Origin of the sequence: Roseovarius autotrophicus, from assembly GCF_018069895.1 — a bacterium.
GTDB lineage: Bacteria > Pseudomonadota > Alphaproteobacteria > Rhodobacterales > Rhodobacteraceae > Roseovarius > Roseovarius autotrophicus.
On sequence record NZ_JAGQDH010000001.1, the window covers coordinates 189,100 to 210,443 of the forward strand.

Consider the following 21,344-nt stretch of genomic DNA (forward strand, 5'->3'; position numbering starts at 1 on the left):
GCCGCGTCACAATCTTCAGGCGCCATCAGGGTTGCGAGAGAAACACAGGCTAAACGGGTTTTTTAAAGTCATCATTAACGCCTGGAGCGTGTTTCCGACCAAAGATTGAGGTAATTTGCCCCGAAAATCACCGCCGCGCCCAGGATCACCCAAAGCTCGATCGCCTCGCCATAGAGCAGGAGCGCGATCACCGCGATCAGAGGCAGGCGCAGGAAATCCACCGGCACCACAACCGTGGCGGGAGCGAGCGCAAGCGCCGTGGTCAGGCACAGATGCGCCACAAGTCCCGCGAGGCCAATGAGAACGAGCCAGGGCAGGGCGGCGGCAGAGGGCCAGGCGATATCGCCGTCATAGCCCGCGCAGATGAGGCCAAGTCCGATCTGCATGAGCGTCATCCAGAACAGGATCGAGGTAAGGCTTTCGTGACGTGTGAGGCGCTTGGTGGCGAGGATGGAGCCGGCGAAACCGAGGGCGGCGCAGGCGGCGGCAAGCTGGCCGAGGCTCAGCGTGTCGGGGCTGGGGCGCGTGACCATCAGGATGCCGATGAAGCCCAGAAGCGCGGCCAGCACCCGGACGCGCGTCAGCCGCTCGCCCAGAACCAGCGGCGAGAGCATCAGAACCCAGAGCGGCGAGGTGAATTCGAGCGCGAAGACCTGCGCCAGCGGAATGAGCGTGATCGCCAGGAACCAAAGGTTCTGGCCGGTGAAGTGAAACAGGTTGCGGATGGCATGGAGGCCGAGACGGTCCCGGCGCACCTCGCCCAGATGGCCAGTCGCGCGCGCCACGATCACCACGACGACAAAGCCCACGATGGAGCGGTAGAGCATGATCTCGAACGTGTCATGATCGAGGCTGACCGCCCGCCCCGCCACCGCCATCGAGGAAAACGACGCCACCGCGCCCAGCATCCAGAGTGCTGCGCGCAACGTCTGCGGCGCGGGAATGGCCGGTGTCATTCTTCGCTCATGGTGAATGTGCGGGGCATGTGGCCGGTCACGCGCCACCAGTCGCTGGCGCGGGTGCGGTTCTGGTGGGCGTCGAATGCGGCACGGCCGGCAAAGCTCTCTGTCACGGTGAACACGCCCGGCGCGGTCTCGGTCACATCAAACGAGAGGCAGCCCGGCTCGGCGCGGCTCAGACGGATATGCTCGGGCAGGGCGGCGCGGGCGATGTCGATCTCATGGTCTGCGCAGGTCATCCGCCCGGTCAGGCGGATCACTCCCACTCGATCGTCCCCGGCGGTTTGGAGGTGATGTCATAGGTCACGCGGTTGATGCCCTTGACCTCATTTATGATCCGCGTCGCGGTCTCGCCCAGGAAATCGTGGGTGAAGGGGTAGTAATCGGCGGTCATGCCGTCCACCGAGGTGACCGCACGCAGCGCGCAGGCGAAATCATAGGTGCGCCCGTCGCCCATCACGCCCACGGTGCGCACCGGCAGGATGGCAACGAAGGCCTGCCAGATCTCATCGTAAAGCCCGTGGCGGCGGATCTGGTCGATATAGACTGCATCGGCCTTGCGCAGAATCTCGAGCTTTTCGCGGGTGATCTCGCCGGGGCAGCGGATGGCAAGGCCGGGGCCGGGAAAGGGGTGGCGGCCGATGAAAGATGCGGGCAGGCCCAATTCGCGGCCCAAGGCGCGTACCTCGTCCTTGAACAACTCGCGCAGCGGTTCGACCAGTTTCAGGCCCATTTTCTCGGGCAGGCCGCCGACGTTGTGGTGGCTCTTGATCGTGACAGAGGGGCCTCCGGAAAAGCTGACGCTTTCGATCACGTCGGGATAAAGCGTGCCCTGCGCCAGAAATTCCGCGCCCTCGATCTGCCCCGCGTATTTCTGGAACACGTCGATGAACAGCCGCCCGATGATCTTTCTCTTGGTTTCCGGATCACTTACGCCGTCAAGTTCACCCAGGAAAAGCTCTGCCTCATCGGCATGGATGAGCGGAATGTTGTAACTGTCGCGGAACATGGCCACGACCTCTTCGGCCTCGTTCTGCCGCAGAAGGCCGTGATCGACGAACACGCAAGTCAGTTGATCGCCGATCGCCTCGTGGATGAGAACGGCGGCAACCGAGCTGTCAACCCCGCCCGAGAGGCCGCAGATCACCCGTTTGTCGCCCACCTGAGCGCGGATCTTGGCAATCGCCTCTTCACGATAGGCACCCATGGTCCAGTCGCCCTTGAACCCGGCAAGGCGGATGAAATTCTCGTAAAGCCGCGCGCCGTTGGGGGTATGGTGCACCTCTGGGTGGAACTGCACGGCGTAGAAGCGGCGCGCGCGGTCGGCGGTGATGGCAAAGGGGGCGCCGGGCGAGGTGCCCAGAACCTCGAATCCGGGCGCGATGTCAGAGACATGATCGCCATGGCTCATCCAGACCTGTTCGCGTGCGCCGTCGGTGAACCAGCCGTCGAGCAGATCGCTCTCGATCCCTGCGGGCGTAACAAACGCGCGACCGAACTCGGCGGTGGCATGTTCGCCCGCCTCGACGCGCCCACCAAGGTCGTGCATCATCACCTGCTGGCCGTAGCAGATGCCGAGGATCGGCACGCCGAGATCGTAGACGGCGCGCGGCGGGCGGGGGCTACCCTCTCGCGTGACGCTGTCTGGCCCGCCCGAGAAGATCACCGCGCGCGGCCTCATCTCGTGCAGCAGCGCCCCGGTCACGTTCTGATAGGGGTGGATTTCGCAATAGACGTTCAACTCGCGCAGGCGGCGCGCGATCAGCTGCGTCACCTGGCTGCCGAAGTCGATGATCAAAAGGCGGTCGTGGATGTTCTGGCTCATGATCGCCCAATAATGCGCCCCTCGGCCCTGTGCAAGCCTGTGGCTACCAGCGATAGCTGAGGCCTGTAACCACCTCGTTCTGGTGCATCCGGATCTTGACGTTCTGGGGCACGCCGGTCAGCGCCGGGTTCGCGCCTCTGAAACTGTTGGAAACCGCGTGGGTATAGGCGAATGTCGCCTCCCAGCGGTCATTGAGCGCATAGCTGCCGCCAACCGAGAAATGCCATTGCGGCGTGCCGGGGGCGATGGTGTTGATGACCACCTCGCCGCTGTTGGAGATGAAATCGCTCGAATAACTCACGCCGCCGCGCAGCGTCAGCCGGTCGGATTTGCGCCAGATCGCGGCCAGCCGCCAGACATCGACATCCTCCCATCCGAAGCCAAGGCCACCGGGCGCGCCAAGCGGGCCATTGGGTGGTGCGCTCGGGTTGGCGATGGCGTCGATCTCGCCATAGAAAATCCGCTGATATTCGCCGGTAAAGGTCCAGTCGGGCAGGGCGGCGGGGGTGTAGGCCGCGCCAAGCGTGAGCATGGCGGGAATGTCAAAATCGCCGCCATCGGCGAAAAGGCCGCTGTATTTGTCAAAGCGCGACATCTGGATACGGCTGCGATAGGCCGCGCCAAGGGTCCAGGCGGCGCTTGCCTCATAGAGCAGCCCGAGATTGACGCCGCCGCCGGTGGACCAGTCATGGCCGCGATTCGTCACCTGACCGGGCGCAACCGAAAATCCGGGATTGTCGAAGGCCTCCAGCCCCTCGGCCTTGAACCGCTGCACCGCAAGAATGGGCGAGACGCCTGCGCTCAGGCGGTCCGTGACCTGATAGGCGAGGTTCACCGAGATGAACGCCTGTTCGAGATTGACACCCAAGGGCGAGGACCCCGCGCCGAAGCCTGCAAAGAAGTTGGTGTCGAACTCGGTATTCATGCCGCCATTGGCAAAGACAAAGGCCCCGAGGGTTGCGCGCCCGCCAAGCTCGAAATTGACCCCGCCGCAGGGGATCACGAAAATATCGTTATCGGACGAGAACTTGCCCGGTGTAAGAGGCCCGCCCGGCGCGATGGTCACGTCACGATCGGGCGAGAAAAAGCTTAGGCAGAGCGCGGCGCTGTTGCCAAGCTTGACGCCGGTGGCGGGGTTTTGCGCCATGCCCAGAACACCGGTCGATACCGCAACACCCGCGCCCGCCATGCCCTTGGACTGCCCGCCATAGCCATTGGCGAAATAACCGTTGGTAGCGGCGGCGGGGCCGGCAAGCGTGCCAAGGGCGAGCGCTGCGGCTGCTTGCAGAAGGGTGGAGAAACGTGTCATCGGCTGTTCCAGGATCGGGCCGCGTCATTGCGCGGCGATATTCACGGATGCGTGTCTTTAAGACAGGGGCGCGGGCGGCTCCATTCTCTTTTTTGCCCTGAAAAGGGAACGGCACCGCCATCATGGCCTTTCGGCAACATGTCGTTTTCACACCCCATGCGCCGCAATCCGTCACAGGGCCGGTTTCATGACGCGCTAGAAGCGGTGCATGGTCCGCCCGAGCGCGGGCATTCGACGACGCGTGGTCCGGCTCAGACGAAGGGGGCTTTCATGGCAGAGGCAGTAACGCAAGGCAGACGGGCACGGGGCGGCGGCGGGGCCGCGCGCCGGGCCGAGCGCACCGCCGTGAGTGTCGAGACCGCGCGCTATATCGAACGCAATATCCCCAATTTCGAGGTGCTGACCGAGGAGGCGCTTGAGATCATCGAGTGGAACGCCGATACGGTGCTGGAAGAGATCGGCGTCAATTTCGTGCAGAACCCCGCCGCGCTTGACCGCTGGCGGCAGGCGGGGGCCGATGTGCGGGGCGAGCGGGTGCGCATCCCGCGCGGACTTGCCCGCCAGCTTTGCGCCACCGCGCCTTCGACCTTCACGCAACACGCCCGCAACCCCGCGCGCAATGTCGAGATCGGCGGGCGCAACCTCGTTCTGGCCCCGGTCTATGGCCCGCCCTTCGTCCATGACATGGAGCATGGCCGCCGCTATGCCACCATCGAGGATTTCCGCAATTTCGTGCGTCTCGGCTACATGTCGAAATGGCTGCACCATTCCGGCGGCACGGTCTGCGAGCCCACGGATATTCCGGTCAACAAGCGCCATCTCGACATGCTGCTGGCGCATATGACGCTGTCGGACAAGCCGTTCATGGGATCGGTGACAGAGCCGTCGCGCGCGCAGGACAGCGTGGAGATGGCGTCTATCCTCTTTGGCGCGGAGTTCGTGCAACAGAACACGGTGATGACAAGCCTCATCAACGTCAACTCGCCGATGACCTTCGACGATGTGATGATGGGATCATTGGAGGTCTATGCCGCCAACAATCAGGCCAGCATCATATCTCCGTTCATCGTCGGGGGCGCGATGGCGCCTACCACGGTGGCGGGGACGCTCACGCAGGTTTTGGCCGAGGTGCTGGCGGGGATCGCCTATTCCCAGCTTGTGCGCCCTGGCGCGCCGGTGATTGCGGGGGCCTTCGTGACCTCGATCGACATGAACAGCGGCGCGCCCACCTTCGGCACGCCCGAGGCCGCGCATATCACCTATGGCGCGGGGCAACTGGCGCGGCGGCTGGGGCTGCCCTATCGCTCGGCCGGTGCGTTCACCGGCTCCAAGCTGCCCGATGCGCAGGCCGCCTATGAGACCGCCAACAGCCTCAACATGGGGCTGCTGGCCGGGGTGAATTTCATGCTGCATTCCTGCGGCTGGCTGGAGGGGGGGCTGGTCTCGTCCTACGAGAAATTCGTCATGGATGCCGATCAGCTTGGCGCGCTGCACCATCTGGCGCTTGGCGTTCTCATGGACGAGAACGGGCAGGCGATGGACGCGATCCGCGAGGTGGGGCCGGGCGGGCACTTCCTGGGCTGCGCACACACGCAGGCCAATTTCAAGACCGCCTTCTGGCGCTCGGACCTGCTCGATTACAAGCCCTACGAGACCTGGTCAGAGGAAGGCGGGCGCGACACGATGGCCCTTGCCAATGCACGGATGAAGAAGATGCTGGCCGATTACCAACAGCCCTCGCTCGACCCGGCCATCGCGGAGGCGCTTGACGCCTATGTGACGCAGCGCAAGGCCGGGATGCCGGACGCCTTCGGCTGAGGCGCGGGCGGCACGTCGGCCAGAATCTGCGCCTCACCGATCAGGGCAATCAATACCTCCACATGACGCGCGGCACGGTATCCCGTGGCGCGCGTTCTTCTTGCCTGCTCCTCGGCGGCCTCGAGCGCGATCAACCGCGAGAGGGCGCTCGGGGTCGGTGGCAGGTGCCCCGGACCGAACAGCCGGGGTAGGGCGCGCTCGCGGACATAGGCTTGCGCGCCGATCCTCGCGGCCCGCACAAGCAGCGGCGGGCGACACAGGCGGCCAAGCTTCATGCGGATATCGTGCATGGTCTCATCTCCTCACATGCGGATGCGGGGACGAGCCTTGCACGGGACGGGAGGGCGTTGCGCAGAGCCGGGACACAGCGCACGGTGAGGGTGCAAATTGTTCATGCTCTGTAAACGAAGGTTGATTTTACGGAAACAGTTAACGAACCGGTAAGATTTACACGCTTAAGTTGCAGAAACCATGTGGATAACCTGTGGACAAATGGACGGCACCCCGTGTGCCGCGACTGGCAGAACTCTGGGGACTTGCAATGCGACAGCAGCTACTAACCAAACCGACCCTCTCCAAGGTGCCGTCCTGGGTGCCCGAGGCGGCGCGTCATTACCTTGCGCATACCGAAAGCGGGGCCACGATCCGCGATCTCGCGCGGCATTCCGGGCGGCATGCCTCGACCGTGCTGCGCCAGATCCGTGCCTTCGAGACGCGCCGCGACGATCTGCTTGTGGATGAGGCGCTGCGACGTCTGGGCGGTGTGGTGAGCAAGTCACGGATCACCGGTTTTTCAGCCACGGAGCACCGAATGACAGGTCACGATATCCGACCCAAGAACAAGATCACGCTCAGCGAGGCGCGGCTGCGCGCCGAGGCACGCCGTGTGCTGCGACGGCTGTGCGAGCGGGGCGCCGTGCTTGCGGTGGCCTCTGACATGGACAGGGCCGTTGTGGTGCGCGAGACCGGGGTCGGCGCAACCCGCACCGCGGTGGTCGAGCGTGAGGTGGCCGAGGCGCTGGCCCTCAAGGCGTGGATCGGCTGCGACAATCCGGGGCGCGTCTCGCGCTACCACATCACGACGAAGGGGCGTGCCGCGCTTGGCGAGTTGCTGGCCGAGGACGAGAACGCCGCAACCGGCTTGCGGGAACCAGCGGTGGTGCTGACCGATGACGGGTTCGGGACGCCCCCGCCGCGCCTTGCCCCGAGCGACACGCCGCTTGCGGCGCTGGCGCGGCGGCGCGAAAAGGATGGCACGCCGTTTCTCAGCGCCGATCTTGTCCGCGCCGGCGAACGGCTGCGCGAGGATTTCGAACTGGCGCAGATGGCCCCGCGCACGGCGCAGAACTGGGATCATTTCCTTGCCCATGTGGACGAGGGCAGCGGTACGCCCGCCGCGCCAGGCTATGGCGCCGAGGCGGCGCGCGCCCGTCTCATCGGCGCGCTGCGCGAACTGGGGCCAGGGCTGAGCGATGTGGCTTTGCGTTGCTGCTGCTACCTTCAGGGGCTCGAGACGGCCGAGCGCAAGATGGGCTGGTCGGCTCGTTCTGCCAAGATCGTGCTGCGCATCGCGTTGCACCGGCTCAAACGCCATTACGAACGGCTGGGCGGGCGCGCAGACCTCATCGGCTGATCGCCCTTGCGCGCGGGCCGCGCGCGCCCGATCATGGCGCGATGAACATCACCCTGCGACAGTTGATCTATTTCCGATCGCTCGCCCGCCATCGAAATTTCGGGCGGGCGGCGGAGGCGCTGCATATCTCGCAGCCTGCGCTTTCGGTCCAGATACGCGAGTTTGAGGCAACGCTTGGCGCTTCGGTGGTAGAGCGGCGTGCGCGCGACATCGCGCTCACGCCCTTTGGCCGCCGGGTTCTTGCCCATGCCAACCGGGTGCTGGCGGAAATGCAGGCGCTTGAGGAAACCGCGCGTTGGCGCGGCGGGCTGGCGGGGGAACTCTCGCTCGGGATCATCCCGACCATCGCGCCCTATATCCTGCCCGGCGCGCTGGCGCGCCTGCGCTCGCGCGACATCTCGCTTGATGTGCGGGTGCGCGAGGCGCGCACCGAAGATCTGGCGAGCGATCTGCGCGCGGGCCGCATCGACGTGGCGCTCATGGCGCTGCCCTTGCCCTGCGAGGGGCTGGAGGCGGTGGCGCTGTTCGAGGACCGGTTCCTTCTGGCGGGTAGCGCCGCGCGGCTTGCAGCGCTTGGCGATTCGCTGGATGCGCTCGATCCCAAGGCCCTTGGCCAAAGCCCGATCCTGCTGCTTGAAGATGGGCATTGCCTGACCGATCAGGCGCTGGAGGTTTGCGGGCGCGCCAGGGGACATGCGCAGATCGACACCGGGGCGTCATCGCTCGGCACGCTCTCGCGGCTTGTCGCCGCGGGCTTTGGCCTTACCCTCATTCCCGAAATGGCGGCGGCGACCGAGGCACGGGCGGCACCGGGGCTGGAGTTGCGCCGCTTTGCCGCGCCTGAGCCCGCACGCCGCATCGCGCTGGTGCGTCGCGCGGGAGCGGGGCCTGCGCAATGGTTCGACGATCTGGCCGAGATCCTGCGCGCGGCGGGCGAAGCCGCAACAAAAACGGCCCGCGACGTCAACGCCGCGAGCCGCCGAACACCGGGACACTCGTGACATCGGTGGCACCGTTTACACAGACGCATACCGGGCATGTGGTAACGCCTTACTGGCACTCTTCACCGCGGTCCCATATACTTTGAAAAGATTACAAATCCATTCGCGGGGAAATGAAACGTGCGTGATCTCAAACTGCCCGGCGGGCGTCATCCCGAAAAGGCGCACCGTCCCGATAATGCCCAGCCCAAAAAGCCCGACTGGATCCGCGTCAAGGCCCCGACCTCGAAGGGGTATTTCGAGACCCATCGCATCATGCGCGAGCACAAGCTGGTGACGGTCTGCGAGGAGGCGGGCTGTCCCAATGCCGGCGAATGCTGGGGGCAGGGGCACGCCACCATGATGATCATGGGCGAGATCTGCACGCGCGGCTGCACCTTCTGCAACGTGGCCACCGGCAAGCCGCAGAACCTTGATGCGTTCGAGCCGGGGCGAGTGGCCGATGCGGTGGCCAAGCTGGGGCTGAAGCATGTGGTGGTGACCAGCGTGGATCGTGACGACCTCGATGATGGCGGGGCCGAGCATTTCGCCCAGACCATCCGCGCCATCCGCCACCGCGCGCCGGGAACGACCATCGAGATCCTGACCCCCGATTTCCTGCATTGCGGCCCCGAGGCGCTGGAAGTGGTGGTGGCGGCCAAGCCGGACGTGTTCAACCACAACCTCGAGACAGTGCCGGGGCTTTACCCCACGGTGCGCCCCGGTGCGCGCTATTTCCACAGTCTGCGCCTGTTGCAACGGGTCAAGGAACTTGACCCGACGCTGTTCACCAAATCGGGCATCATGGTCGGGCTGGGAGAGGACCGGCAGGGCGTGCATCAGGTGATGGACGACATGCGCGCGGCGGATGTGGATTTTCTGACCATCGGTCAGTATCTGCAACCCACCCCCAAGCATCACGCGGTGGCGCGCTTCGTGCATCCGGACGAATTCGCCGCCTATGAGAAAGCGGCCTATGGCAAGGGGTTCCTGATGGTATCGGCCACGCCGCTCACGCGGTCGTCCTATCACGCAGGCGAGGATTTCGCGCGGCTGCGGGCGGCGCGGCAGGCGAAGTTCGCCTGATATTCCCGGGGAAGGGGGCCTAGGCGCGGCGGCGGCGCGAGCTGCCGTCCCCGGGCTTGCTTTCGGGCGGATAGACGAGGCCGGCCGAGATCACCAGCTTGGCCGCATCCTCGATCGACATGTCGAGTTCGATCACGTCCTCTCGGGGAAAGAACAGCAGAAAGCCGGAGGTGGGATTGGGCGTAGTCGGCACGAACACACTCAGAAGTTCGCTGGCGGTCTGCGCCTTGGCGTTGATCTCGCCGCGCGCTTCGGTCGAGATGAAGCCGATGGCCCAGACGTCCTTGCGCGGATACTGCACCAGACACGCCTTTTCGAAACTGCGCTCGGACTGGGCAAAGACCGTTTCGGCGATCTGTTTCACGCCCGAATAGACCGAGCGCACCACGGGCATTCGATTCACCAGCGACTCGGCGAAGCCGATCAGCGAGCGCCCGATCAACCCCTTGGCGATCCAGCCCACCACGATCGTGAAGATCAGGAAGATGATGACACCGATACCGCGCAGGTTGATGCCGATATATTGCCCGGGCTGGTAATTCGCCGGAATGAGAGGCAAGACCATCCCGTCAACCCAGCCTGCTACCGTCCAGATCAGCCAGAGCGTGAGGGCGACGGGGGCGATCACCACGATGCCGGTCAGAAAGCTGGAGCGCAGGCCCGCCAGGCGCTTGTGTTTCTTCGGCTCGTGGGGCAATTCGTCGAAAGGCGTGTTCATCGGAAATCCATCGCTCGGCCACGCTGCTATCTAGGCATCGCGCGTGGGCGCCACAATGGCCGATTTTCAGGCAGCGACTCTGGGCAGTGACATTGGGGTTGCACCTGCGCACTGCCACGGATATACGCGCGACACTGTAAATCCGCAGGCATGGGCGGGCCGCCGGGGGAGACATCCCCGACTGTCCACCGGTTGAAGCGATCGCTTCTCTTCCCGTGCCAAGGCGCAAACCGGAAAAGGAAACGACAATGGCTCTTCCCGAGTTCAATCTGCGTCAGCTTCTGGAAGCTGGCGTTCACTTTGGCCACCAGACGCAGCGCTGGAACCCCCGCATGGGCGAGTTCATCTATGGCGCGCGCAACGGCATCCACATCATCGACCTGACGCAGACCGTGCCGATGCTCGATGTGGCACTGAACGTGATCCGTGAGACCGTCGCCAAGGGCGGGCGTGTGCTGTTTGTCGGCACCAAGCGTCAGGCGGCGCAACCAGTCGCCGAAGCCGCCGAGAAATGCGCGCAGTATTACATGAACCATCGGTGGCTGGGCGGCACGCTCACCAACTGGAAAACCGTGTCACAATCGATCCAGCGCCTGCGCGAGATCGACGAGGCGCTGGCAAGCGGCGCAGAGGGGCTGACCAAGAAAGAGCGTCTTGGCATCGAACGCGATCAGTCGAAACTTCAGGCCAGCCTCGGCGGTATCCGCGAGATGGGTGGCGTGCCCGACCTGTTGTTCGTGATCGACGTCAAGAAAGAGGCGCTGGCCATAGCCGAAGCCAACAAGCTTGGCATCCCGGTCGTGGCCGTGGTCGATACCAACTGCTCGCCCGCGGGTGTGGATTACATCATCCCCGGCAACGATGACGCCGCGCGCGCCATCGCGCTTTACTGCGATCTCGTGAGCCGCGCCGCCCTCGACGGCATGTCGGCGCAGCTTGGTGCCGCCGGCGTCGATCTTGGCGCGCTGGAAGATGCGCCGGTCGAGGAGGTGCTCGCCGAAGTGACCGAGCCGGCCGAAGGCTGATCCGTCACGAAACCGTCACGGGGGCAGGGCTATCCCGCCCCCTGAGACCCGCAAGACTTTGAGGAGATCCCAGATGGCGATCACTGCTGCAATGGTGAAGGAACTGCGCGAGACCACGGGCGCAGGCATGATGGACGCGAAAAAGGCGCTGACCGAGACGGACGGCGACATGGAAGCAGCCGTGGACTGGCTGCGCACCAAGGGCCTGGCCAAGGCCGCCAAGAAATCCGGTCGGACCGCCGCCGAGGGCCTTGTCGCCGTGCGCGTCGAAGGTGGCGTGGGCGTGGCGGTCGAGATCAACTCCGAGACCGATTTCGTCGCCAAGAATGTCGAATTCCAGACGATGGTGGCCGATGTCGCCAAGGTCGCGACCGGCGTGACCGACCTTGAGGCGCTCAAGGCGGCCGAGGTCGACGGCAAACCGGTCGCGGACCTGATCACCGACAAGATCGCCAAGATCGGCGAGAACATGTCCTTGCGCCGCATGGCGCGGGTCGAGGGCAAGGGTGTCGTGTCCTATGTGCACAATGCCGCCGCCGGGGGCATGGGCAAGATCGGTGTTCTGGTGGCGTTTGACGGCGATGAGGGCTTTGCCCGTCAGGTCGCCATGCACATCGCCGCATCGAACCCCGCCGCCCTCGACGAGGCCGCGCTCGATCCGGCGCTGGTCGAGAAGGAACGCCAGGTTCAGATCGACATCGCCCGCGAATCGGGCAAGCCCGAGGCGGTGATCGAAAAGATGATCGTGGGCCGCATGAAGAAGTTCATGGCCGATTCGACCCTGCTTGGGCAGGCTTTCGTGATGAACCCAGACCTGACCGTTGAGGCCGCCGCCAGGGACGCAGGCACTGCCATCACCGCCTTCGTGCGTCTTGAAGTGGGCGAGGGTATCGAGAAGAAGCAGGAAGATTTCGCTGCCGAGGTGGCCAAGGTCGCCCAGGGCTGATCTTTTCGGAACGTCACACGGAAAAGCCCCCGGCGACGGGGGCTTTTTTGTGCGCGCCCGAGAAAGGCGCGGTGCGCCCACTACGAGCGCACCGCCTGAACCGGTCGCAAATGGGGATGAAACGACGACGGTCAGTCTAACGCCGGCTGCCCTTCTCGACGAATAGAGAATGACAACCGGCACCCGGCGAACCGGGAGGATACACCCCTCGGAAACAATCGAGTTGGGGGCATCCCTGATGTTCCAAGCTTAAAAGCCACCACTCACGGAACATCACAACAATGCGATTTTACGCAGCGTAAGGAAAGTCAGGATTCCCTTACCGGGCCGCGCCCTGTTGCCCCGGCGTCGGCGGTAGCCGGCTTTCAGCGATCAACGACAAAAATCTGGTTCTGGAACGCGGCCTTGAGCACCGCCTGCGCTGTGGTTTCGACTGAAAGCGCATGACGGGCAAGGCGCAGGTGCTTCTCCACCGTGGCGGGTGTGAGCCCCATGAGAATCGCGATGTCCTGCACCGTCTTGCCATCGCCGACCCAACCCAGAACCTCACGCTGTCGATCGGTCAAGGCGCGTGTTGACGAATCGTAGGGCAGGGAGAGGATGCAGCGATGCGCGATGCAATTGAGCGCAAGGATGTCGTTCCCGTGCTCTTGCCAGAGAAAATCGACCTCGGCCTGGCTCATCCCCGGGCGAGCGGTCAGCGCGATTGCCGCCTTCATGCGCGGATGCAGCGATTTGAAACTGATGGAATAGCCAGCCATGACATTGTGCTTGCGGTTGAACTCGACCACGGCGCGCTCTTGCGGGGTGAAATCATTCGCGGCGAGGCGCGTCTCCAGAAGCGACCATGAGCAGGCACCGTCATTCTCCAGCGACCAGCGCACCATCGGGGCGTGGAAATACAGGCCACCATTAACAAACCCTTCGATATAGGCGGGGGAGTGATTGGTCAGAACGATGAAGTCGTCAGGATTGCCAAGCGATGTCGCGGTGCGGAACTGCGTGCAGCCATAGATCAGCCGGTCAAACCCGTAGTCGGCCATGCAGCGGGTGTGGATGTCCCACAGCTCTTCCATCGTCGTGGCATCCAGAAGCCGGATGACAGCCGCCGTGTCGATCATTCCGTGCGCTCCAGATGGCCGCGCATCGCATCTATGGCCAGGATATAACCCTGCGCGCCGAACCCGCAGATCACCCCGAGCGCGACTTTTGCGATAAAGGATCTGTGGCGAAAGCTCTCGCGCGCGTGGACATTCGAGAGGTGCAGTTCGATCGTCGGCACCTCGGCCGAACTGATCGCGTCCATCAGGGCAACCGAGCTGTGCGTATACGCTCCCGCATTGAGAATGATCCCGCCATGCAGCCCGCGCGCCGCATGGATTGCCTCGATCAGCGCGCCCTCATGGTTGCTCTGCTCAAATTCAAGGCTCAGGCCGTGGGTGCTCGCATGGGCACGGCACATTGCCTCGATATCGGCCAGCGTGGTTCGGCCATAGACTTCGGGCTGGCGTGTGCCAAGCAGGTTCAGATTGGGGCCGTTCAGGATCAGAATGGATGGCATGCGGAACTCTCCCTGTGCATCCGGGATAAACCTCTTGGTCCACCTATGTCGAGAGGAAGGAACGATTATTGCGCTGGAACTGCCGATATTGAACTCAACCGTTCAATTGCTTGATTTCATGTTTTTAATTTGTATCTTTTCCAGCCGTTCCGTCAAATTCTTTTTACATAATACATATTATGCGATTCCTCAAACCATACGCCCTAGCGATAGCTCCGGTTTGTCACCACCTGCATCCGTTGATCCGGACACGTATAATGCGCGCTTATCGGATCGCGGCATGGTGCCTTGATCACCCGCAGCCCGAGCCAGAGCCCTAACACCGAGAAAATGGCCCCGCCGACCGCCTGTCCGACAAGCACACCCTCTGCCCCCCAGATCATCCCGAAGCCAACCGCAAACGGCCAGGTGCCAAGCGTGTGACGCCCCCAGTTGACCAACGTCGAATAACCCGGATGCCCGAGATTGTTGAACGCCGCGTTCGCCACGAAGATAGCGCCGTTGAAGATCATCGCAAGCGCCAGCGGCCCCATGAAAAGATAGAGCAAATCCCGCATCTTGCCACTTGCATCGAAGAGATCGGCCACGGGTTCTCGCAGCACGAACAGCAGTGCCGACACACCCAGCACATAGATCGTCAAAAAGCGCAGCCCCTCATGGAACGTACCCAGAACCCGGTCCATGCGCCCTGCCCCGAAATTCTGGGCAAAGATCGGCCCAAGCGCTCCCGACAGCGCCAGGATCACCGCCGAGACAAACGGCACCAGCCGGTTGATCACAGCCATGCCCGCCACCGCGTCCGAGCCGTGGCGCGCCATCTCGCGGGTGATGATCGCCGCACCCACGGGTGTCGCCACCGCGCCCAGCATCGCCGGCAGTGCGATGACAAGCGCGTCGCGCAGGTCGCGGCGCAGGCATTTCGCGTCCGGCCAGCAGAACGCGCGATGTCGGCTTTGCGCCAACCAGAGCGCCAGCACCGCCGTGGCCAGACGTGCCAGCACGGTCGCGATCGCTGCCCCGTCCAGCCCCAGCCCGAGCGCGAAGATCAGGATCGGATCGGCGATGCCATTGACCGCCGCGCCCAAAAGCGCCGGCACCATGGCGTCGCGTGCGTCGCCATGGGCGCGCAGCACCGCCACCGCCACCATCGACAGACCCGACAGCGCCGTGGTCGGCAGGATGATCCACAGATAGCGCGCGGCCAGTTCGGCCACCTGCCCCTCGGCCCCGACAAGCCCCAGAAGAAACTCGATATTCGCAAGCGTTACCAGCGGCACGAGAGCCCCGAAGGCCAACGCCACCACCGTCGTGCTTGCCGCGTGTTCGGCCGCCAGACGCCGGTTCCGGTTTCCCAGACCTCGCGCCACCAGTGCTCCCGCCGCAATGGACAGGCCGATATTCATCGCGCTGGCAAAGAACATTACCACTCCGGCATAGCCGGCCGCCGCCGCAAGCTCTGTCTGGCCCAGCATTGAGATGAAAAGCACGTCGATCAGATCGACCGCGAAAATGGCGGCGATACCAAGGCTGGACGTGACCGACATGACGGTGACATGCCGGAAGAGATTGCCTTGGGTGAAGCGCGCTGTCGTTTCTGTCAGGGCCATGTGTCTCTCCGATCAATGCAGAGGCAGATAGGCGGCGGCTGGGGGGCCGCCAAGACGCTCCGCGACACAGAACCTGTGCGAAAATGTCATGATCTCGCGGCGGCAAGGTGGACCACGCGGGCGCCTGCCTCGTAGAAGACCGATTTCAGCGTCACCAGGGTTTCGCGATGGGTCTCGACCACCGGCACGGGCAGATCCGTCTCGCCATTGGCCAGAAGCGCCTCAGCTGCGGCGCGGCCAAAGACTGTTCCTGGCCCTATTCCGCGCCCTGAATATCCATATATAGAAAATGCTTGCGGGCCAATCTTGTGAATGCGCGGCAGATGATCGCCGGTCATCGAGATGCGCCCTGACCAGGCATGTTCGATGGCCGCCTCGCGCAGTCGCGGAAAGAGCTGCGCCAGCTTGCGGCGGGCCCAGTCCTCGTGGATTCGCCCGCCCCCGCCCATACCGCCAAGCACGATCCGACCAGCCTGATCCCGGCGAAGCGATGTCATGATCAGGCCGGTATCCCAACATCCCTCGCCATTCATGAGAATATCTCCTGCAAGATTATCCCCAAGAGGCGCGGTTGCGATCTGGAAATACTGCACAACCGGCACCTCTGGCAGAGGGGTCTCGGCCATGGGACGGTGATAGGCGTTGGTCGCCACCAACAGCCGTCGCGCGCGCAGCTTGCCACTTCCTGTGCGCAGGATCCACTGTCCGCCGACATGCTGGGCTGCGATGACAGGGCTATGCTCGTGCAACCGTGCCCCTGCCCCGGCGGCGGCGCGCGCCAGGCCCCGCGCATAGGCCAGCGGCTGGATTGTGCCCGCGCGCGGATCGTGTAGCGCGCCCACAAAACGGTCCGATCCAGTGCGCCGCACGGTCTCGGCGGCATCAAGCAGGCGAACCGGTGCGCCGCGTTCCTTGAGCTGGTAGGCTCGATTTTGGATATCTTTCATACCCTTGGGCGCGTGTGCAAGATGCAACGTGCCCGCGCGCACCGGCTCGCAGGCGATGGCGTGACGCGCGATAAGATCGAAGACGAGATCGGGTGCAGCCCCCAGAATGCTGTTGAGCCGTTCGCCCGCATCGGGGCCAAGCTGCGCATTCACCGTCTCGGGCGGTAGCCAAAGCCCGGCATTCACCAGCCCGACATTGCGCCCCGAGCCGCCATGGCCCACCGTCTCGGCTTCGAGCAGCGTGACCTGGGCGCCTTGCCCGGCTGCAACCAGAGCGGCGGAAAGACCGGTATACCCGCCACCGATTATGGCAAGATCGGCACTGCGATCACCCTGAAAGGCAGGGGCTGAAAACGCCTCTGCCGCGCTCGCGCGCCACAGGTTATTCGGGTCGAATTCATGAGTATTTGTCAGGGTTGGCGCTCCTGCTGCCTGGGTCAGAAAAAGGCCTGAAGCCCGGTCTGCGCCCGGCCAAGAATGAGCGCATGCACATCATGCGTGCCCTCGTAGGTATTGACCGTTTCCAGGTTGACCATATGGCGAATGACCTGAAATTCCTCGGAAATGCCGTTGCCGCCGTGCATGTCGCGGGCGTGGCGGGCGATGTCCAGCGCCTTGCCACAATTGTTGCGCTTGATCAGGCTGATCATTTCGGGGGCGGCGTTGGCCTCGTCCATCAGGCGGCCGACGCGCAGCGCCGCTTGCAGCCCGAGGGTGATTTCGGTCTGCATATTCGCGAGTTTCAGCTGGAAAAGCTGGGTCTGGGCAAGCGGGCGGTTGAACTGTCTGCGGTCCAGCCCGTATTGCCGCGCCGCGTGCCAGCAGAATTCGGCGGCCCCCATGACCCCCCAGGCAATGCCGTAGCGGGCGCGGTTTAGACATCCAAAGGGGCCTTTAAGCCCTTGAATATTCGGCAAAAAAGCCGATTCTGGCACCTCGACATTATCCATCACGATCTCGCCGGTGACAGAGGCGCGCAAACTCAGCTTGCCGCCCACTTTGGGGGCGCTGAGACCCTTCATGCCCTTGTCGAGGATGAAGCCGCGGATCTTGCCATCATGGGCCTCGGATTTCGCCCAGACCACAAAGACATCGGCAATCGGGCTGTTGGAAATCCACATTTTGGTGCCGGTCAGGCGATAGCCGCTGTCGGTGCGCACGGCGCGGGTTTTCATGCCGGCGGGGTCGCTGCCGGCGTCCGGCTCTGTCAGACCGAAACAGCCGATGAGAGCGCCACTGGCCAGACCAGGCAGATATTTCTGGCGCTGCTCTTCGGACCCGTAGGCATAGATCGGATACATCACCAGCGAGGATTGCACGCTCATCATCGAGCGATAGCCCGAATCGACCCGCTCGATTTCGCGGGCAACGAGGCCGTAAGAGACATAGTTGGCGCCAAGCCCGCCGTATTCCTCGGGGATGGTGGTGCCCAAGAGGCCCATCTGGCCCATTTCCCGAAAGATGCCGGGGTCCACCCGTTCCTCGCGATAGGCGGCGATGACGCGCGGTTGCAGCACGTCCTGCGCGAAGGTGCGCGCGCTGTCGGTGATCATGCGCTCTTCTTCGGAGAGTTGATCGTTGAGGTGGAAGGGATCGGCCCAATCGAAAGCGTTCAAATCCGGGGCATCCTTGGCGCGCAGGGTCGGGGTTTTGGCGTTCATGGGGGACTCCTGTGTCGTATTTTCCGGGTTGAGCACAGGTTACACTGGCAAAACGCCGATGAATAACGATAAATTCACATAGACATATGAGCAAACCGCAACAATGACCCTGCCCCGCCGCTTTCTTCCGTCGATTTCGTCCTTGCGCGCGCTGGAGGCGCTGGACCGTCTGGGCAGCGCCACGGCGGCGGCGGCGGAATTGTCACAGACGCAGAGTGCGGTCAGCAGGCAATTGAAAACATTGGAGGATCAGCTTGGCGTGGGGTTGATCGTCCGACAAGGGCGCGGCATTCACCTGACCCCGGAGGCGGCGGAATATGCGGATAAAATCCGGGGCGCGCTGCAACAGATTGCGCAAGCGTCGCTCACGCTGACGGTCAATCCGGCGGGGGGCAGTCTGAGCCTTGCGATTCTGCCGACATTCGGGATGCGCTGGCTGGTGCCGCGACTGGCCGAGTTTGCGCGGCTCTACCCGGAGGTGACGATCAACCTGTCAACGCGGCTGAAACCGTTTAACTTTGTCGCGGAACCCTTTGATGCGGCGATACATTTCGGCAAGGCGGATTGGCTGGGAACCGAGGCGCTGCGGCTGCGGACCGAGCGGGTCGTGGCGGTGGCCACGCCCGAGTTTCTGGCGCGACATGCACCGATTGCGCAGGCGGCGGACCTGTTGCGCCTGCCGCTCTTGCAGATCGAGACGCGGCCCGATGCCTGGCCTGCGTGGTTCGAGGCGCAGGGCGTGACCGGGGTCAGGGTGAGCGGCACGATCTATGACCAATTTTCAACCATCACGCAGGCCGCATTGCATGGGTTGGGCGTGGCGCTCTTGCCCGACTACCTGGCCGAGCAGGATCTGGCGACCGGGCGGTTTGGATCAGCATGGGGGGACAAGACGCTGATTTCCGGGGCTTATTATCTGGTCTGGCCAGTGCAGAACAGCCGCGATCCGGCGCTCTGCAAATTCCGCGACTGGCTGGCGGGACAGGCCGAGGACGAGGATCTCTTGCCGCGCTGAAATTGCGCTATCCCAAGGCATAGCCCGCGCCGCGCACGGTGCGCAGCGGATCGTTTCCGCCATATTGACAGAGCGCCTTGCGCAGCCGCCCGATATGGACATCGACGGTGCGGGTATCGACATAGATGTCGCGGCCCCAGACGCGATCAAGGAGTTGCTCGCGCGACCAGACGCGGCCCGGTTTTTCCATGAAGGTGGACAGCAGGCGAAACTCTGTCGGGCCAAGCTTCAGAGGCTTGTCGGCGCGCGTCACCCGGTGAGTTTCGGCATCGAGCACGATGTCCATGTATTCCAACCGCTCGCCGACGCTCGCAGGCCGGGTGCGGCGCAGTTGCGCGCGCACGCGCGCCATGAGTTCGACCAGCGAATAGGGTTTGATCACATAGTCATCGGCGCCGGTTTCCAGCCCGCGCACGCGGTCCACCTCCTCGGAGCGGGCCGAGAGCATGATGATCGGGATGCCGCGCGTCTCGGAGCGGGTCTTGAGCTGGCGGCAGACCTCGATCCCCGAGACGTTAGGCATCATCCAGTCGAGCACGATGATGTCGGGCGGCATCTCGGCCACCATCATCAGCGCCTCTTCGCCGTTGCAGGCCGTCAGCACGCGGAACCCGTCAGCCTCGAGATTGTAGCCGAGAACCTCGCGCTGCGCGGGTTCGTCCTCGACCAGAAGCACAGTGGGTTGGTCGGCGGGCATGGGTGGAGACTCCTTTTCAGGCCGGGGCAATAGAGGGATCGGACGATGTCTTGTCGCCCTTGGGGCGCGGCTCGTCCGGCATGTGCCCGAGAACCAGGTAGACCACCTGCTCGGCAATCGACGTGACCAGATCGCCCATCCGTTCGGTATTCTTGGCGATGAAATGCAGGTGCATGCAGGGGGTGATGTTGCGCGGGTCTTCCATCATGAAGGTAAGGAACTCGCGGAAGATGGCGTTATACATCTGGTCCACGTCCTGATCGCGGTTGATCACCTCATACGCCAGCTCCGCGTCGCGCTGGATATAGGCGTCAAGCACGTCCTTGAGCATCTCCTCGACCTCGCGCGCCATGCGCCGCAGCGCGGCCGGAGAGCCGTTGACCGGTGCCATTGTCGAAAGCACGGAGGTGCGCTTGGCGATGTTCTTGGCATAGTCCCCGATGCGCTCAAGGCTTGCAGAAATCTTGATCACGCTCAGCACGAGACGCAGGTCGCTTGCTGTGGGCGAGCGAAGCGCCAGCACACGGGCGGCCTCGGCGTTGATCTGCTCTTCAAGCGCGTCGATGGCCTTGTCGCGCCCGCGCACTTCATCGGCCAGTTCCTCGTCGCGGCTCTCGAGCGAGCGCGCGGCATCGGCGATGGCGCGCTCGACCATGCCACCCATCTTCATGATCTGGGCCTGAATGGTCTCGAGGTCGCGATCGAAGGAAGAAACGATATGCTGTTGATCGGTCATGTCTGGTCCTTGCCTCAGCCGATGCGCCCGGTGATGTAGCTTTCCGTGCGCGGATCCCTGGGATTGGTGAATATCTGGCCGGTCTCGCCGAATTCCACGAGATCGCCAAGATGGAAGAACGCGGTCTTCTGGCTGACGCGCGCGGCCTGCTGCATCGAGTGGGTGACGATCACCACCGAATATTCCTGACGCAACTCGTCGATCAGTTCCTCCACCTGCGCGGTGGCGATGGGATCAAGCGCCGAGCACGGCTCGTCCATCAGAAGAACTTCGGGCGCGGTGGCGACGGCGCGAGCGATGCACAGGCGTTGCTGCTGGCCACCTGAAAGCCCGGTGCCCGGCTCGTTCAGCCGGTCCTTGGCCTCGGTCCAGAGCGCGGCGCGCCGCAGCGATTTCTCGACGATCACGTCAAGATCGGCCTTGGTGCGGGCAAGGCCGTGGATGCGCGGGCCATAGGCCACGTTGTCATAGATCGACTTGGGAAACGGGTTGGGCTTCTGGAACACCATGCCCACCTTGGCACGCAGTTGCACCGGGTCGATGTGCTTGTCATAGATATCGGCCCCGTCGAGCAGGATCTTTCCGGTCACGCGGCAGATGTCGATCGTGTCGTTCATCCGGTTGAGACAGCGCAGAAAGGTGGACTTGCCACAGCCCGACGGCCCGATGAAGGCGGTCACGGTGTTGTCGAGGATATCGATATCCACGCCCTTGATGGCCTCGGTCTCGCCGTAGAACACATGCACATCGCGGGCCGAGAATTTTACTGTATTGCTGTCCACGGTTCTCTCCAGGGTGGGCGTGTCATACATTTGCGCTGT

21 protein-coding genes are annotated in these 21,344 nt (G+C 63.7%); 7 read left to right on the top strand and 14 right to left on the bottom strand.

The window, feature by feature from the left end; all coding sequences use genetic code 11:
- Window positions 1-74: 74 nt before the first annotated feature.
- From KAK09_RS00990 to KAK09_RS01005, 4 genes are read right to left on the bottom strand one after another with little or no spacing between them, the layout of a single operon-like run.
- Entirely contained in the window at window positions 75-956 is an 882-nt protein-coding gene (locus KAK09_RS00990) for a DMT family transporter (RefSeq protein WP_247650990.1), read from the bottom strand.
- Window positions 953-1,225: a putative quinol monooxygenase gene (locus tag KAK09_RS00995; RefSeq protein ID WP_418895507.1), complete on the bottom strand. Its 273-nt coding sequence runs from the start codon at window positions 1,223-1,225 to the stop codon at window positions 953-955. Before KAK09_RS00995 ends, KAK09_RS00990 begins: the two co-directional genes overlap by 4 nt.
- Entirely contained in the window at window positions 1,216-2,784 is a 1,569-nt protein-coding gene (guaA, locus tag KAK09_RS01000; RefSeq protein WP_210876968.1) for a glutamine-hydrolyzing GMP synthase, read from the bottom strand. The genes KAK09_RS00995 and guaA overlap by 10 nt, the downstream gene beginning before the upstream one ends.
- Window positions 2,785-2,827: 43 nt before the next feature.
- Window positions 2,828-4,093 (bottom strand): OmpP1/FadL family transporter, encoded by a 1,266-nt coding sequence (locus tag KAK09_RS01005; RefSeq protein ID WP_210876969.1) that lies wholly within the window; start codon window positions 4,091-4,093, stop codon window positions 2,828-2,830.
- A 270-nt stretch (window positions 4,094-4,363) separates the two neighbouring features.
- Between KAK09_RS01005 and KAK09_RS01010 the strand changes: the two genes are divergently transcribed.
- Entirely contained in the window at window positions 4,364-5,911 is a 1,548-nt protein-coding gene (locus tag KAK09_RS01010) for a trimethylamine methyltransferase family protein (protein ID WP_210876970.1), read from the top strand.
- Here the strand turns inward: KAK09_RS01010 and KAK09_RS01015 are convergent.
- Window positions 5,866-6,201 carry a DUF6477 family protein gene (locus KAK09_RS01015; protein WP_210876971.1) on the bottom strand — a complete coding sequence of 112 codons (336 nt, stop codon included), beginning with the start codon at window positions 6,199-6,201 and terminating at the stop codon, window positions 5,866-5,868. The two genes, KAK09_RS01010 and KAK09_RS01015, sit on opposite strands and share 46 nt — an antisense overlap.
- A 251-nt stretch (window positions 6,202-6,452) precedes the next feature.
- Here KAK09_RS01015 and KAK09_RS01020 point away from each other — a divergent pair, with 251 nt between their 5' ends.
- The 3 genes from KAK09_RS01020 (at window position 6,453) to lipA (ending at window position 9,610) form a co-directional block, all read left to right on the top strand.
- Window positions 6,453-7,544, top strand: a complete 1,092-nt coding sequence (locus KAK09_RS01020) for a DUF6456 domain-containing protein (RefSeq protein WP_210876972.1) — start codon at window positions 6,453-6,455, stop codon at window positions 7,542-7,544.
- 41 nt (window positions 7,545-7,585) lie between these two features.
- Complete coding sequence (locus tag KAK09_RS01025) at window positions 7,586-8,545, top strand: hydrogen peroxide-inducible genes activator (RefSeq protein ID WP_210876973.1); 960 nt, start codon at window positions 7,586-7,588, stop codon at window positions 8,543-8,545.
- A gap of 120 nt (window positions 8,546-8,665) precedes the next feature.
- Window positions 8,666-9,610: a lipoyl synthase gene (lipA, locus tag KAK09_RS01030; protein ID WP_210876974.1), complete on the top strand. Its 945-nt coding sequence runs from the start codon at window positions 8,666-8,668 to the stop codon at window positions 9,608-9,610.
- 19 nt (window positions 9,611-9,629) lie between these two features.
- On the opposite strand, the gene KAK09_RS01035 is transcribed toward lipA, so the two are convergent.
- A complete protein-coding gene (locus KAK09_RS01035) occupies window positions 9,630-10,328 on the bottom strand; it encodes a DUF502 domain-containing protein (RefSeq protein WP_210876975.1) in 699 nt (232 codons plus the stop codon).
- 248 nt (window positions 10,329-10,576) lie between these two features.
- Between KAK09_RS01035 and rpsB the strand changes: the two genes are divergently transcribed.
- Together rpsB and tsf are read left to right on the top strand one after the other, a co-directional pair.
- Entirely contained in the window at window positions 10,577-11,353 is a 777-nt protein-coding gene (gene rpsB, locus KAK09_RS01040; protein ID WP_210876976.1) for a 30S ribosomal protein S2, read from the top strand.
- A 73-nt stretch (window positions 11,354-11,426) separates the two neighbouring features.
- Window positions 11,427-12,299, top strand: coding sequence for a translation elongation factor Ts (gene tsf, locus KAK09_RS01045; protein WP_210876977.1), 873 nt, complete (start codon window positions 11,427-11,429; stop codon window positions 12,297-12,299).
- A gap of 365 nt (window positions 12,300-12,664) precedes the next feature.
- On the opposite strand, the gene KAK09_RS01050 is transcribed toward tsf, so the two are convergent.
- The 5 genes from KAK09_RS01050 to KAK09_RS01070 all read right to left on the bottom strand — a co-directional run bounded on the left by KAK09_RS01050 (window position 12,665) and on the right by KAK09_RS01070 (window position 18,075).
- A complete protein-coding gene (locus tag KAK09_RS01050) occupies window positions 12,665-13,420 on the bottom strand; it encodes a LuxR family transcriptional regulator (RefSeq protein ID WP_210876978.1) in 756 nt (251 codons plus the stop codon).
- Window positions 13,417-13,860: a type II 3-dehydroquinate dehydratase gene (aroQ, locus tag KAK09_RS01055; RefSeq protein WP_210876979.1), complete on the bottom strand. Its 444-nt coding sequence runs from the start codon at window positions 13,858-13,860 to the stop codon at window positions 13,417-13,419. The genes KAK09_RS01050 and aroQ overlap by 4 nt, the downstream gene beginning before the upstream one ends.
- Window positions 13,861-14,063: 203 nt before the next feature.
- Entirely contained in the window at window positions 14,064-15,467 is a 1,404-nt protein-coding gene (locus KAK09_RS01060) for an MATE family efflux transporter (RefSeq protein WP_210876980.1), read from the bottom strand.
- Window positions 15,468-15,553: 86 nt separating this feature from the next.
- On the bottom strand, window positions 15,554-16,828 hold the full coding sequence (locus KAK09_RS01065; protein WP_210877349.1) for an NAD(P)/FAD-dependent oxidoreductase: 1,275 nt from the start codon (window positions 16,826-16,828) through the stop codon (window positions 15,554-15,556).
- 23 nt (window positions 16,829-16,851) lie between these two features.
- A complete protein-coding gene (locus KAK09_RS01070) occupies window positions 16,852-18,075 on the bottom strand; it encodes an acyl-CoA dehydrogenase (RefSeq protein WP_210876981.1) in 1,224 nt (407 codons plus the stop codon).
- A 103-nt stretch (window positions 18,076-18,178) separates the two neighbouring features.
- Between KAK09_RS01070 and KAK09_RS01075 the strand changes: the two genes are divergently transcribed.
- Window positions 18,179-19,090, top strand: a complete 912-nt coding sequence (locus tag KAK09_RS01075; RefSeq protein ID WP_210876982.1) for a LysR substrate-binding domain-containing protein — start codon at window positions 18,179-18,181, stop codon at window positions 19,088-19,090.
- A gap of 7 nt (window positions 19,091-19,097) precedes the next feature.
- Here the strand turns inward: KAK09_RS01075 and phoB are convergent, their stop codons facing one another.
- From phoB to pstB, 3 genes are read right to left on the bottom strand one after another with little or no spacing between them, the layout of a single operon-like run.
- Window positions 19,098-19,787 (bottom strand): phosphate regulon transcriptional regulator PhoB, encoded by a 690-nt coding sequence (gene phoB, locus KAK09_RS01080; protein ID WP_210876983.1) that lies wholly within the window; start codon window positions 19,785-19,787, stop codon window positions 19,098-19,100.
- 16 nt (window positions 19,788-19,803) lie between these two features.
- Window positions 19,804-20,523: a phosphate signaling complex protein PhoU gene (phoU, locus tag KAK09_RS01085; RefSeq protein ID WP_210876984.1), complete on the bottom strand. Its 720-nt coding sequence runs from the start codon at window positions 20,521-20,523 to the stop codon at window positions 19,804-19,806.
- Between the two features lie 14 nt (window positions 20,524-20,537).
- Entirely contained in the window at window positions 20,538-21,335 is a 798-nt protein-coding gene (gene pstB, locus KAK09_RS01090) for a phosphate ABC transporter ATP-binding protein PstB (protein ID WP_210876985.1), read from the bottom strand.
- Window positions 21,336-21,344 lie beyond the last annotated feature (9 nt).

What these genes read in the sequence shown, in the direction of transcription:
- KAK09_RS00990 (WP_247650990.1), bottom strand. Translation starts at nt 956, where the DNA reads ATGACACCGGCCATTCCCGCGCCGCAGACGTTGCGCGCAGCACTCTGG.
- guaA (WP_210876968.1), bottom strand. Translation starts at nt 2,784, where the DNA reads ATGAGCCAGAACATCCACGACCGCCTTTTGATCATCGACTTCGGCAGC.
- KAK09_RS01005 (WP_210876969.1), bottom strand. Translation starts at nt 4,093, where the DNA reads ATGACACGTTTCTCCACCCTTCTGCAAGCAGCCGCAGCGCTCGCCCTT.
- KAK09_RS01010 (WP_210876970.1), top strand. Translation starts at nt 4,364, where the DNA reads ATGGCAGAGGCAGTAACGCAAGGCAGACGGGCACGGGGCGGCGGCGGG.
- KAK09_RS01015 (WP_210876971.1), bottom strand. Translation starts at nt 6,201, where the DNA reads ATGCACGATATCCGCATGAAGCTTGGCCGCCTGTGTCGCCCGCCGCTG.
- KAK09_RS01020 (WP_210876972.1), top strand. Translation starts at nt 6,453, where the DNA reads ATGCGACAGCAGCTACTAACCAAACCGACCCTCTCCAAGGTGCCGTCC.
- KAK09_RS01025 (WP_210876973.1), top strand. Translation starts at nt 7,586, where the DNA reads ATGAACATCACCCTGCGACAGTTGATCTATTTCCGATCGCTCGCCCGC.
- KAK09_RS01035 (WP_210876975.1), bottom strand. Translation starts at nt 10,328, where the DNA reads ATGAACACGCCTTTCGACGAATTGCCCCACGAGCCGAAGAAACACAAG.
- rpsB (WP_210876976.1), top strand. Translation starts at nt 10,577, where the DNA reads ATGGCTCTTCCCGAGTTCAATCTGCGTCAGCTTCTGGAAGCTGGCGTT.
- tsf (WP_210876977.1), top strand. Translation starts at nt 11,427, where the DNA reads ATGGCGATCACTGCTGCAATGGTGAAGGAACTGCGCGAGACCACGGGC.
- KAK09_RS01050 (WP_210876978.1), bottom strand. Translation starts at nt 13,420, where the DNA reads ATGATCGACACGGCGGCTGTCATCCGGCTTCTGGATGCCACGACGATG.
- aroQ (WP_210876979.1), bottom strand. Translation starts at nt 13,860, where the DNA reads ATGCCATCCATTCTGATCCTGAACGGCCCCAATCTGAACCTGCTTGGC.
- KAK09_RS01060 (WP_210876980.1), bottom strand. Translation starts at nt 15,467, where the DNA reads ATGGCCCTGACAGAAACGACAGCGCGCTTCACCCAAGGCAATCTCTTC.
- KAK09_RS01070 (WP_210876981.1), bottom strand. Translation starts at nt 18,075, where the DNA reads ATGAACGCCAAAACCCCGACCCTGCGCGCCAAGGATGCCCCGGATTTG.
- KAK09_RS01075 (WP_210876982.1), top strand. Translation starts at nt 18,179, where the DNA reads ATGACCCTGCCCCGCCGCTTTCTTCCGTCGATTTCGTCCTTGCGCGCG.
- phoB (WP_210876983.1), bottom strand. Translation starts at nt 19,787, where the DNA reads ATGCCCGCCGACCAACCCACTGTGCTTCTGGTCGAGGACGAACCCGCG.
- phoU (WP_210876984.1), bottom strand. Translation starts at nt 20,523, where the DNA reads ATGACCGATCAACAGCATATCGTTTCTTCCTTCGATCGCGACCTCGAG.
- pstB (WP_210876985.1), bottom strand. Translation starts at nt 21,335, where the DNA reads ATGTATGACACGCCCACCCTGGAGAGAACCGTGGACAGCAATACAGTA.